At 68.0% G+C, this 12630-nt stretch carries 10 protein-coding genes; 6 read left to right on the top strand and 4 right to left on the bottom strand.

The window, feature by feature from the left end:
• The 3 genes from NY1_RS06665 to NY1_RS06655 all read right to left on the bottom strand — a co-directional run.
• Positions 1-1994, bottom strand: a 1994-nt coding sequence (locus NY1_RS06665) for a CocE/NonD family hydrolase (RefSeq protein WP_067709502.1), incomplete at its 3' end; no start/stop codon positions are given.
• Between the two features lie 230 nt (positions 1995-2224).
• The gene (locus NY1_RS06660) at positions 2225-3409 is read right to left on the bottom strand and encodes a PucR family transcriptional regulator (protein WP_157762083.1); all 1185 of its coding nucleotides are present in this window, start codon (positions 3407-3409) and stop codon (positions 2225-2227) included.
• An 11-nt stretch (positions 3410-3420) separates the two neighbouring features.
• Entirely contained in the window at positions 3421-5232 is a 1812-nt protein-coding gene (locus NY1_RS06655; protein ID WP_067709498.1) for an AMP-dependent synthetase/ligase, read from the bottom strand.
• A gap of 275 nt (positions 5233-5507) precedes the next feature.
• Here NY1_RS06655 and glnA point away from each other — a divergent pair, with 275 nt between their 5' ends.
• The 5 genes from glnA (at position 5508) to NY1_RS06630 (ending at position 11291) form a co-directional block, all read left to right on the top strand.
• Complete coding sequence (glnA, locus tag NY1_RS06650; RefSeq protein ID WP_067709496.1) at positions 5508-6944, top strand: type I glutamate--ammonia ligase; 1437 nt, start codon at positions 5508-5510, stop codon at positions 6942-6944.
• Between the two features lie 60 nt (positions 6945-7004).
• On the top strand, positions 7005-8318 hold the full coding sequence (locus NY1_RS06645) for a hypothetical protein (RefSeq protein ID WP_067709494.1): 1314 nt from the start codon (positions 7005-7007) through the stop codon (positions 8316-8318).
• Between the two features lie 68 nt (positions 8319-8386).
• Positions 8387-8746 (top strand): nuclear transport factor 2 family protein, encoded by a 360-nt coding sequence (locus NY1_RS06640; protein ID WP_067709492.1) that lies wholly within the window; start codon positions 8387-8389, stop codon positions 8744-8746.
• 252 nt (positions 8747-8998) lie between these two features.
• Entirely contained in the window at positions 8999-10885 is a 1887-nt protein-coding gene (locus NY1_RS06635; RefSeq protein ID WP_157762082.1) for a hypothetical protein, read from the top strand.
• A 37-nt stretch (positions 10886-10922) separates the two neighbouring features.
• A complete protein-coding gene (locus NY1_RS06630) occupies positions 10923-11291 on the top strand; it encodes an arsenate reductase family protein (RefSeq protein WP_067709489.1) in 369 nt (122 codons plus the stop codon).
• Positions 11292-11355: 64 nt separating this feature from the next.
• On the opposite strand, the gene NY1_RS06625 is transcribed toward NY1_RS06630, so the two are convergent.
• A complete protein-coding gene (locus NY1_RS06625; protein ID WP_067709488.1) occupies positions 11356-11811 on the bottom strand; it encodes a nitroreductase family deazaflavin-dependent oxidoreductase in 456 nt (151 codons plus the stop codon).
• Between the two features lie 132 nt (positions 11812-11943).
• Here NY1_RS06625 and NY1_RS06620 point away from each other — a divergent pair, with 132 nt between their 5' ends.
• On the top strand, positions 11944-12630 hold the full coding sequence (locus NY1_RS06620) for a TetR/AcrR family transcriptional regulator (protein ID WP_067709487.1): 687 nt from the start codon (positions 11944-11946) through the stop codon (positions 12628-12630).

The following is a 12630-nucleotide window of genomic DNA, read 5'->3' as shown; positions in this document are numbered from 1 at the left end:
CAGTGGGTGAACTCGCCCGCCGGGGCCAGTGGGACCACCAGACTGGACGGGTACACCGCATTCCGCTGGATCTGCTGCGAAGTGCCCAGCAGGCGGCCCAGATCCGCGGGATTGGGAATGGTCGAGGGGAACGTGCCGCTGGTGATGCGCAGCCGCAGCGCGTGGCCCGGCTCCAGCCGGTAGAAGGTGGGCCGCAGCTTGATGTCCAGCTTCACCACGTCACCGGGAACGAGCAGCTGCTCGTTCTCCTTCAGCACCGTGTGCTCGGGCGCATAGATGGTGCCGTCGGCGCTGCGCCAGGTCTTCTGCTCGTTCAGCGTGCGCTGGCTCGCCAATTGCGCACCGCCGGTGATGTTCACGGCCGTCCCGTCGGGAGCCACATCGTCGAGCCACACCTGGAAGGCGGCATCGGTGCCGGTGGAGGAGGTGTAGAGCGAGACGCTCGACGGCCCGGCCAGCATGGTCGGCTCGGTCACCGGATCCATGGTGTACTTCAGCCCGGCGGTCGGCCCCTGCACCCATTCGGTGCACGGATTGGAGATGGTGAAGACCCGGAACACGAAGTCCAGCAGGCCCGCCGTGTATTGGCCGAGCGTCTCGCGATTGCAGATATTGTCGATTCCGGTGTACGCCAGGTGATCCGAGGCGTCCGCGGGGCCGGGCGGGGCCGCGGTCAGGCGGTCGCCGTCGAACCAGCGCTGCTGCACGGCGGCCTGCTCGAACGGGTAGCGGGCGGTATCGGCGGCGTGATTGCCGGCATCGATCACGTGCAGCGGCTTGTCGGTCTTGTCCACGCCGTTGTCGATGTCCTTGAGCCACCGGTCGAACCAGGCCAGGGTGATCTGATCGGTGTCCATCCGCGACCCCGGGCCCACGCCCAGGCCGACGTGATACCAAGGGCCCATGAGCAATTGGTAGCGGCCGTCGGCTTTCTGATCGGCGGCCATCGGCCCGAACTGGTCGCGCCCGGCGGCCAGGTTCTGCAACTGCGCGTAATTGCGCACCGCGCCTTCCTGATACAGATCCCACCACCCGTCGACCTGATACATGGCGATGCCGTTGTCGACCAGATTTCGCAGCCCGGTCTCGAACCGGCGATCCTGCCAGAACTCGTTGTCGTAGGCGGTGCGGCCACCGGTGTAGGCGTCGATCAGCAGTTTCACCGTGCTGTCCTGACCCACCAGCGCCGCCAGGTGATCACCGAGCGACTTCAGGAACAGCTGCGGCGTCACCGTCGCGCTCAGGAACGGCCCGATCAGGCTCATGTACGGCACCATGAGCGAGATGACGGTGAGCAGCAGCGGGCTCATCATGCCGTCCTGATTGAGCACCTCGTCGAAGATGTTGTTGGGCACCGCGTACGGCACGATCGCCTTCAACGGCGAACCGGGGCCCACGGTTTCGGCGGTGCGCATGGCCGACAGACCCGGGAACGAATACCCGTACATGCCGACCTTGCCATTGGATCCGGGCAGCTTGGCCGCCCAATCCACCAGCTCCGCACCGTCTTTGCCGTCCTGCTTGGACGCCGGGCTCCACGCCCCGGTGGAACCGCCGGTGCCGCGCACGTCCGCGGTCACCTCGATATAGCCGTGCCGCACCAGCACGTCCTGCATGGAGGTGGCCTGATTGATGATGCGGCGGGCGTCCTTCAGCTGATCCGGCAGCTGAATGTGCAGTTCGTCGATGACGCTGGTGATCGCGGCGGTGAGCGCGCTGGTGACCGCGCCGTAGGTGGTGAAGTTGACGACCACCGGGAATTCCCCGGCCGCCCGCTGCCCCGTCGCCGGATCGGTCGGATACCGCACCTCGGTCTGCAACTGGGTGCCGTCGGAGAGCGAAACCACCTGTCCCAGCTGATATTCCACCCCGTATTTGGCGGGCGTGGGCTGGTAGCCGGCGGGCAGGCCGAAATTCGCGGGCGCGTCCGGCACCGGACCGAACACCGGCGCGCCGTGGGCGGACGTGGTGCCCGACACGGTCAGGGCGAGCACGGAGAATCCGGCGATCGCCAGTGGCGCGACTCGGCAGCGACGCGGCGGCCTGGGCTTGCTTCTCAAGTTCTACCTCTGCGGATCGGTCGGGAGGCCGCCGCGCACAACCGTTCTCACGGCGTCGCGTGCCGACCTCGTCGTCGGGATTCAGCACACCGCACAGCCCTGGCGTGCCGCTATCGGCAATCGCCAAGACTGCACGCGAGCGAATTGTGCACTTGCCTAACGGGCTACGGCGTGAAGGACGCGGCCTCGAGCCGGCGGGCGATGCGGGCCGCCGACAGCGTCATGGCATCGGTGGGGCGATGCGGGTCCAGGCCGGTGAGTTCGTGCACGCGGGCCAGCCGGTAGGTGACCGTATTGCGGTGGATGGTGAGCAGCCGCGCGGTGGCCAGCTGGTTGAATCCGGTGTCCACGAACACTTCCAGGGTTTCGGCCAGCAGCGGCTGGGTGTCCAGCGGGGCCAGCACCGCCGCCAGCCCGGCCCGCGCCGGACCGCCCGCGGCGACCGTGTACTCGAACATCAGATCGGCGCGCCGGCACACGATCTGCGAACGATCCAGGCAGCGGCCGAGTTCGGCGAGCATGCGGGCCTCGGCGAACTGTTCGGGAATCGCCGCGCGGGTGGGGGCCGCGGTGACGCCGACCCAGAACGGCGCGGGCCGCTCGGGTTGCCCGGGCGCGGCAGCGGGCAGACGGGCGGCGAGCGCGGCGGTGGTGGCGGTGCCGTCGTCGCCGGGTTGCAGCGGCAGCAGCGCGGTCCAGCCGCCGCTGTCCAGGCGCAGGAACACCCCGGGAATCGCTTCGATGCGATGGCGCAGCTCGCTGGTGTCGGTGCCGCGCCCGCCCCCGAGCCGGAACACCGCGATGAGCACCGCGTCCGGGACCGCGATGGCCGGTTCCTCGGCCCATTCGATCGGATCGCGCCCGGTGAGCAGCGCATCGGCGATGGCCCGGCGGCGGTCGAGGAGTTCCCAGCGCGGATCGTGCGCCCGTTGCAGGCAGGCGGTCGCGATGCGCTCGGTCACCAGCGTCACGTATTGCAGCAGCGAGAGCGCGGCGTCGGTGAGCAGTTCGCGTTCGGTCTCGTCGGCCGCGACCCGCAGGCGGGTCCAGATGAATTCCGCGCCGTAGCGGTAGCGGCCCAGCACCTCTTCCAGGGGTTCGCCGTCGCGCACCCGGCCCAGCGCGATCTCCACCAATTCGCGGGTGTCGTCGTGGGAGGGGGTCACGCCGCTGCGCACATAGTCGAAGTAGAGCTCGACGTTCAGCTTGATGCCGCGTTCGAATCCGCTCTCCACCAATCGCTGCGGCAGGGTGCGGTAGGGCGGCAGCACGCTGGTGAATTCGTCCCGCACCACGACCGCACGCCGGTACAGCTCCTCGAGCGCCCGGTCCCGGGTTCGTGCCTGCATCAACTCTCCTACTACCTGTACAGCGCCTCGATAGTATCCGCATAGGCAATAGCTATGGGTTTGCGCCTGAGTTTGCCGGTGGCCGTGAGGCAATCCGATCCCGGATTCCACACCTCGGGCAGCACCGCGAACTTCTTGATCTGTTCCACCCGCGAGAGCTTGGCATTGGCCGCATCGATGCCCTCTTGCAGGGCTTTCAGCACGGTCGGGTCGGCGGCCAGGGCGGCAATGCTGCGGTCCGGTAGCTGATGGCGTTCGGCGAAGGCGGCGGCCAGATCCGGATCCAGCAGGATGAGCGCGGTGTTGTATTGGCGGGCCTCGCCGATCGCCACCACCGTGCCCGCGAGGGGCGTGCTCTCGGTGACGGTGTTCTCGATATTGGTCGGCGACATGTTCTTGCCGTGCGCGCTGATGATGAGTTCCTTCTTGCGATCGACGATCTTCAGGAACCCCTCGGCGTCCAGTTCGCCGATATCGCCGGTGTGCAGCCAGCCGTCGGCGTCCACGGCCTCGGCCGTCTTGTCGGGGGCATTGCGGTAGCCGCGCATGACCATGCGCCCGCGCACCAGGACCTCCCCGTCCTCGGCGATGCGGACTTGTGCGCCCGGTACCGGCGTGCCCACCGTCCCGATCTTGATGCGGTCCGGGCGGCCCAGCGTCGCCGCCGCGGTGCATTCGGTCATGCCGTACCCCTCGCACAACGGCAGACCCAGACCCAGGAAGAACTCGTGCGTGTCCTTGGGGATCGGCGCGGACCCGGTCACGGCGATGCGCACCTGGTCCAGGCCCAGACGGGCGCGGATGGACGCGAGCACCAGGCGATCGGCCACGCGGTACTGCACCTTGTCGAGCACACCCTGAGCGCGGCCGTCGGAGACCGCGCGGGCGCGGGCACGGCCGGTCGCGACGGCCCAGCCCACCAGCTTCCGTTTGACCGGGCTCTCGCCCGCGAGCCGCTCTTCCAGGGCCGCTTTGACTTTCACCCACACACGCGGCACCCCGAGGAACACCGTCGGCCGGACCTCGATCAGCGCGGCGGCGACCTGCTTGAGATCGGGGCTGGTGGTGATCTGGCCGCCGGAGATCAGCGAAAGATAGTGCGCCACCCAGCGATTGGCGGCGTGCGCGTCGGGCAGGTAGGACACCACGCGATCGGCCGGGGTGCCGCCGCCGAATTCGTCCACCACGCGGGCGTTTTCGAGGAAGTTCACGTGGGTGAGCTCGACGCCCTTGGGCGGGCCGGTGGTGCCGGAGGTGTAGACGATGGTGAGCACGCTCTGCGGATCGACCGCGCGCCACGTCGCGTCGAAATCGAAGTCCGCGGCTTCGGTCGCCTCGATCTCGGCCAGCGGCACGGTGCCCTCCGGCGCGCCGTCCACGCAGATCACGTGCTCGACCGTGATGCCCTGCGCCGCCGCCTTTTCCACCGCCGCCAGCACCTGCGGCGCGAACTGCTGCTCGCAGATCACCGCCTTGTTGCCCGCATTGCCGTACTGGTAGACCAGCAGATCCACCGGATTGGTGTTGTACACCGAGAACGGCGTGGCCCCGGTGTGCAGCACGCCGGTATCGACCAGATGGAACTCCGGCCGGTTGGTCATCATGAGCGCCACGGTGTCCCCGGCGCCGATGCCCAGCGCCGCCAGCCCGGTCGCGATGGCCCGCACCCGCCGCCCGTACTCGCCCCAGGTGATCGACACCGCCCCGCCCAGCGTGCGCAGCGCGACCGCATCCGGATACCGGGTCACATTGGACTGGAACGCCTCGCACAGGGTGCGGGGCGCCGGCTGTGCCGCCGCTGCGGGCGCGGGCTGCGCCGCCATGGATGAACTCACGACCTACCTCTGGCTCATGCGTGGGCGGGGCCGCCACGGCCCCGTGGTGTCATACAGCACACCGCACAAAGTCCGCTCGCGGTAAGTGGCAATCAGCAAGATCTGCCCGGGGCGATTTGTGCACAGTGACAAAGGCTGTGGCCCGGTCCGATTCGGGAATCTTGATCATGCGTCGGACGTATCGTGAATTGCACGAAGAGGACACCGGACCCCGACCGGGCCGTCCGATCGGGCAGCGGTGCGGCTGTACGAGGAGCCCCACAGTGATCCCACCTACTACCAGCGGAGTGCAGGACTACATCGACACCGAGGAAGTCGAGTACGTCGACATCCGGTTCTGTGACGTCCCCGGCGTGCAACAGCACTTCTCCATTCCCGCAAGTATGTTCGGCGACGATCTGGTCGACAACGGCATCGCCTTCGACGGTTCGTCGGTGCGCGGATTCCAGGCCATTCACGAATCCGATATGCTGCTGCTCCCGGATCTGCGCACCGCGCAACTGGATTCGTTCCGCGCCGCGAAAACCTTGAACATCAACTGTTTCGTGCACGATCCGCACACCCGCGAGGCCTACAGCCGCGATCCGCGCAATGTGGCCCGCAAGGCCGAGGAATATCTGCGCTCCACCGCACTCGCCGACACCGCCTACTTCGGGCCCGAGGCCGAGTTCTACATCTTCGATTCGGTGCGTTACGACACCAGCATGAACAAGGCGTTCTACGAGGTGGATTCGGCCTCGGCGGACTGGAACACCGGGTCGGCGCTGAACCCGGACGGGACCATCAACCGCGGCTACAAGATCCGCCCCAAGGGTGGATACTTCCCGGTCGCGCCCTACGACCACGATGTGGACCTGCGCGACCGGATGTGCACCAACCTCATGGTCTCCGGCTTCGAACTGGAGAAGGGCCACCACGAGGTCGGAACCGCCGGACAGGCCGAAATCAATTACAAATTCAATACTCTGCTGGCCGCCGCCGACGATCTGATGCTCTACAAGTACATCATCAAGAACACCGCCTGGGAGTCCGGCAAGACCGTGACCTTCATGCCCAAACCGCTTTTCGGCGACAACGGTTCGGGAATGCATGTGCACCAATCGTTGTGGAAGGACGGCACGCCGCTGTTCTACGACGAAGCCGGCTATGCGGGGCTCTCCGATCTGGCGCGCCACTATATCGGCGGGCTGCTGCATCACGCGCCGTCGCTGCTGGCCTTCACCAATCCCACGGTGAATTCCTACAAACGCCTCGTGCCCGGGTACGAAGCGCCGGTGAATCTCGTCTACTCCCAGCGCAATCGATCCGCCGCGGTGCGCATCCCGGTAACCGGCGCGAACCCGTACGCCAAACGGCTGGAATTCCGCTGCCCGGACTCCTCCGGCAACCCCTACCTGTCCTTCGCCGCGATGATGATGGCCGGACTCGACGGCATCATGAACAAAATCGAGCCCGCCATCCCCATCGACAAGGACCTCTACGAACTCACCCCCGAGGAATCGGCCGAGGTCACCCAGACTCCCGGCAGCCTGGACGCCGTCATCGACCGGCTCGAAGCCGACCACGAATACCTCACCCAGGGCGGCGTTTTCACCGAGGACCTGATCGACACCTGGATCCGGATCAAGCGCGACACCGAAATCGCGGAAATCAACCTGCGCCCGCACCCCTACGAATTCGAGCTGTACTTCGACGTGTAGATCGCCCGCCGATCCGGTCGTGCCCTAGACTCCGTGGTTCGACCGGAGGGGAGTGCACGGGTGGATCGCGAGAAGTTCGTCGCCGTCATGACGGAGTCGACGCAACTGCTGCAGGCCGGGCGCGCGGCGGAAGCGCTGGCGCTGCTCGACGCCTATGACGCGGGGCTGGAATCGCCGCTGCCGCCCGAGGATTACGGGTGGATCCACTACTACCGGTTCCGGGGCGCGTTCGAGACCGGGGATTACGCGCGGGCGCTGCGGCTGGCCGAGCACGGACCCGAACGGTTCCCGGCCGATGTGCCCGCGCCGGTGGTGGGGACGATGTACTCCGAGGCCATGGAAGCGGCCGCGCGGCTCGGGCAGCCGGATGCGGTGGTGCGGATGGCGGATCGGTGTATCGAGCTGCGCCGCAGCCAGAATCAGCGCGAGGAAGTGCTGATGGCGGCCATGACGGCCGGGACGCTGCTGGGGCGGATCGGGCGGCGCGACCTGGCGCGGGGGTACTCGATGCTGCTGGTGAACGCGGCGGAGGGGTTCGAGCGGTACCGGGCGCACGGGTATCAGCAGCTGTGCGAGCTGGTGGCCGAGCAGCCCGATCCCGAGGCGATGGACATGTTGCTGGCAGGCCGGGAATGGTTGCGGGGGACCGAGAATCAGCAGGCGCAGGCGGCGCTGGGGTTCATCGAGAGCTTCCCGGCGTTGCGGGAGCGGGCCGAGGCGGTCGACCGGGTCAGCGGGGTGCGGTTCGCGCCCGGACAGGGCCCGCAGGCGGCTCCGATGGCGCAGCAGCCACCGGCCGAGCAGTGCGCGGCCGGGGAATACGCCGACGAGCTCCTCGCGGCGGGACAACCGGCGCGGGCCGAGACGGCCTACCGGGCGCTCATCGCCGACGCGCTTGCCACCGGCCGGCCGGATCTGCTCATCATGGGCAAATCACTGCTCGGGCTGTTGCAGGCGCTGATCTTCGACAATCGGGTGCGCGAAGCGTTCGAAGTGTGGGTGGACGACGGGCCCGGCACCAAGATCGGCACACTGGCGCTGGAGCAGGGCCAGACCTCGGCGCACGACCTCATCGGCTACCGGCTGATCGAGGCGTACCTGCACTCGCTGTCCTCGGGGGACAAGGCCGCCGCGACCCGGGCCGTGGACACCATCATGGCGAACTGCACCGACTACGCCGTCGCGCGCGAACCCGAGGTGGTGGTGCGCATGCTGACCAACTGGCGGCGCCATCTCACCGAGATCTACGACGACGCCCCGCCGCCGCAGGTGTTCGCGCAGGTCGAAGCGGCCGAACAGCGGCTCGGATACACCGCGCCGCTGGGGCCGCTGTACTGGTCACACCCCTCGCGCTGGGTCATCGACTGGCTGTGACGGTCGTCTCCGGAAGCTTTACCCGACGCGTAATCGCTTCCGTGCGCCGCGGCGAAGATGCTTGGTACATGAGCGAATACGAGAACATTGCCCAGCGCTACATCGACACCTGGAACGAGCAGGACGCCGGCAAGCGCAAAGCGCTGATCGACGAGTTGTACACGGCCGACGCCGAATTCACCGACCCGCTGGCCCAGCTGTCCGGCACCGACGCCATCGACTCGATGGTGGCCGGCGCGCAAGCCCAGTTCGCCGGACTGCAATTCGGGCTCGGGCCGGTCGACGGGCACCACGACATCGCCCGATTCACCTGGACCCTCGGCGCACCCGGCGCCGACGAACCCCTGGTGATCGGCTTCGACGTGATCACCCTCGCCGCTGGGCGGATCAGCCGCGTGCAGGGCTTCCTGGACAAGGTGCCGGGCTGAAAACCGTTGCGCACGCACACCGGTGGCGCGGCCCGAACCCCACGCCACCGGCGAACGCAACACGCAGACCCACTCGTTGGCAGCACCCTGGCGGACGCCGGTAAGGTGCAATTACGTTGGGGCGGGGCATTATCGGCGGGCCCGCGGTCATACCGCGGGTTTCCAAACTATGACCTTGCCCTCACTGGGCCCGGCGGTCTGGCAGCGCGCCATACGATCCGGGCCTGAATGATGTGGGAAGGCGTGGAGGCTGTGGATCGAAATGCGTTCGTCGAGGTGATGAACGAGGCGAGCGGCATGCTGGACGCGGGTCGCGCACCGGACGCGCTGGCCAGGCTGACGGCATTCGACGACGGGCTCACCGCGCCACCGGACCCCAAGGACTACGGCTGGATCGTCTCCTACCGCTTCCGGTCCGCCTTCGCCGCAGGCGAATTCGAGCAGGCCCTGCGGATCGCCGAACAGGGCCCCGCCCGCTTCCCCGCCGACATCCCGCCCGCCACCATGGCCAGCATGTACTCCATGGCCGTGGAGGCCGCCACCCAGCTCGACCGCGCCGACAGCGCCGTCACCATGGCCGACCGCTGCATCGAACTACGCCGCGCCCACGCCGATCACGGCGAAGTCCTGATGGCCGCCATGACCGCCTGCACCCTGCTCGGCGATATCGAACGCCACGACCTGGCCAGCCGCTACGCCCGCCTCCTGGTCGCCGAAGGCGACGGCTACGACGAATACCGCGCCTACGGCTACTACGGCGTCTGCGCCGCCATCGAAAACGGCGCCGGCCCCGACCTCATCGACCTCCTACGCTCCGGCCGCGCCTGGCTCACCAGCCACGACATCGAATTCGCCCGTGTAGCACTCGAATACCTCGACCACGCCGCCGCCGTCAACGCCACACCACCGGCCGCGCTCGGCGCCCCGGATCCCTTCGCCCCGGGCGACCCGCTCGCTGCCGCGGATCCTTTCGCCCCGTCGGATTCGCCTGCCTCCATTGACGCTTTCGCTGCCGCGAATGGACACTCACCTGCGGATTTGCCCGCTCAGGCCGATCCATTCGCCGCCGTGAATTCTCCTGTGCCCGCGAATCCTTCCGAACCTGTGGATCGGTTCGCCGCGGTGGAGCCGCAGGCTGCCGCGGATCCGTTCGGTGCGCAGTCGCAGTCCGCGATCGTGATTCCCTTCCCGGGAACCGCGACAACGCCGCCCGGTTCAGGTCCGGTCGGCCTCCCGCAGTCCCAAGGACCGTTCGCCGCACCGGGATCGGCTGATGACCCTTTCGGTGCGCCACCGACCGTGGCGATTCCGTTCCAGGGACCGGCGGGTACGCCGCCCACCGTCGCTATGCCCACAGCAGGGCCGGTCGCTGTTCCGCCCGCCGGCACAAGTCCTTTCGGGGGTCCGCCGCCGAGCGGGCCGCCGTTCACGGGGCCTGGCGCGATGCCGCCGCCGTTGGCCGGAACGTACGCGCCGTCGCCGGCGGATGCGAATGCGACCCAGTACCTGCGGGTTTCGGGGAGTGATCCGGAGAGTGCCACGCCGCATGCGCAGCCGCCGGCGGAGATGGTGGCCGGTGGGGAGACGGCGGACGCGCTGCTGGATGCGCAGCGGCCGGGGATCGCGGCGGCGGCTTATCGTGCGCTGATCGATGATTCGATGGCGAGTGGGAAGCCGGATCCGCTGATCGTGGGGAAAGCGGTGCTGGGGCTGCTGATGTCGCTGATCTTCGACAATCGGGTGGCCGAGGCGCACGAGGTGTGGATCGACGAGCAGGGGCCGACGCATCTGGGGATCTGGGCGCTGGAGAACGGGCAGACGTCCGTGCACGACGGGATCGCCTACAACCTGGTTGCCGCGTATCTGCATTCGCTGAGTACCGGGGATCGCAATGCGGCCAATCACGCGGTCGACACCCTCATGGGGCGGTGCGTGGATTGGGCGTCGGGGCAGGATCCGATGGCGGTTCCGCCGATGCTCAACACCTGGCGTCGCCATCTGCGCGAAATCCACGAGGGCGAACCCGCGCCCGAATACCGCTGGCATTACGAACAAGCCGCGCAGCGCTGGGCCGGTCCGATCCCCGAAGCCGGCCTCTACTGGATGCGCCCCTACCACTGGCATGTCGACTGGCTCTGAACGCGGCCGCCCGCGGGCGACCGCCTAGGCTGCGGCTATGGCATCCGAAGTAACCGAAATCTGGCACAACCCCAAGTGCTCCAAGAGCCGCACGGCCAAAGCGGTGCTGGACGAGACCGGTGCCGACTATGTCGAACGCCGCTACCTCGACAACCCGCCGACCGCCGCCGAAATCCGCGCTGTCCTGGGCAAACTCGGCCTCGAACCCTGGCAGATCACCCGCACCGCCGAGGCCGAAGCCAAGGAACTGGGCGTCAGCGCGTGGGGCAAGACCCCCGCCGACCGTGACCGCTGGATCGACGCCCTCGCCACCCACCCGCGCCTCATCCAGCGCCCCATCGTCCTGACCGCCGACGGCAAGGCCCGCATCGTCCGCGACGACGAATCCCTCGACACCCTGCGCTGAACGAGTGGCACACCAGCGCAGGGTGTCGCCCGATTTGTCCGTGCTGGTGTGCCACTGATCTTGTTCACGCGATGCGAAAGACGGGGAAGCCGGGCGCGATATCGGCCAGTTCGGCGTCGGTGGCGTTCTTTGTGATGCCCTCGAAGAACTTGCCGACCTCCCAGCCCCAGCGCTTCAGGTAGTCGCGCAGCACGGGCACCTTGTCGGCGTCGGCGACCTCGACGGCGGTGAACGGTTCGGCCTTGCGGCCCAGGCGCAGTTCGCCCGAACCGGCGACGCGCAGGTTGCGGACCCATTGGGTGTGACCGCGCGGGGCGACGAGGTAGCGGGTGCCGTCCTCGGCGGTCAGGACGTTCACCATGGTGGTGCGCCATTCGCCGCTCTTGCGGCCGCGCACCGCCAGCAGCCGGGAACCGGCAATGCTGATGCCGAGCTTGGGCAGCAGGTTGAACATGCAGTTCATGACCGGCTCGATGCCGGTGGGGGCGATATTGCGGGTGGCGGCGGTGTGGGCGTCCATGACGTTCTCCTCGTGAATCCGATTCGAGAGCAGTGCTCTCTGATGTGACCAGTGTGCACGCGTCGGTTCTGTCGTGTCAAGAGCAGTGCTCTCGAAAGTTTTCGATGATCCGGAATGTGGCACACTGTTCGCATGAGCGTCACCAGGACCGCCCGGGAGCGTGCCCGGGCCGAGATCACCCGCGAGATCACCGACGCCGCACGCCGGCAACTGGCCGACAGCGGCGCGCCCGGACTGTCGCTGCGGGCCATCGCACGCGAGCTGGGAATGGTGTCCTCGGCGCTGTACCGGTACTTCCCGAGCCGCGACGAGCTGCTGACCGCGCTGATCATCGAGGCGTATGACGCCATCGGCGGGGCCGTGGAAGCCGCGGCGGCGCAGGCGGATTCACCGCGCGCGCAATGGCGGGCGGTGGCGCACGCGGTACGGAACTGGGCGATCGCGCACCCGCACGAATACGCGCTGGTGTACGGCTCGCCCGTACCGGGATATCAAGCGCCGCAAGCCACCATCGCGCACGCCTCCCGGGTGCCGGTCACGGTGCTCGGAATCGTCCATCGAGCCTGGGAGAGCGGGCAATTGACCCAGCGGTCCGAGACGCTCGACGAGCGCCTCGCCGCGCAGGCCGCCGGGGTGGCGAAAGAACTCGCGCCCGGCGTACCGGACGCGGTGGTGGTGCGCCTCGTCATCGCCTGGACGCAGCTGTTCGGCGCGGTGAGCTTCGAACTGTTCGGCCAGCTGGTGGGGAGCATGGATCCGGCCGAACCGTTCTTCGACTACGCCGTCGAGGCGATGGCCGACCTGATCGGGCTCGACTGA

The sequence above is a fragment of the Nocardia yamanashiensis NBRC 100130 genome, from assembly GCF_001613325.1.
In the GTDB taxonomy this organism is placed as follows: domain Bacteria; phylum Actinomycetota; class Actinomycetes; order Mycobacteriales; family Mycobacteriaceae; genus Nocardia; species Nocardia yamanashiensis.
The sequence above is the reverse complement of the archived record's forward strand: the minus strand, read 5'-3'. Positions and strand labels throughout refer to the sequence as shown.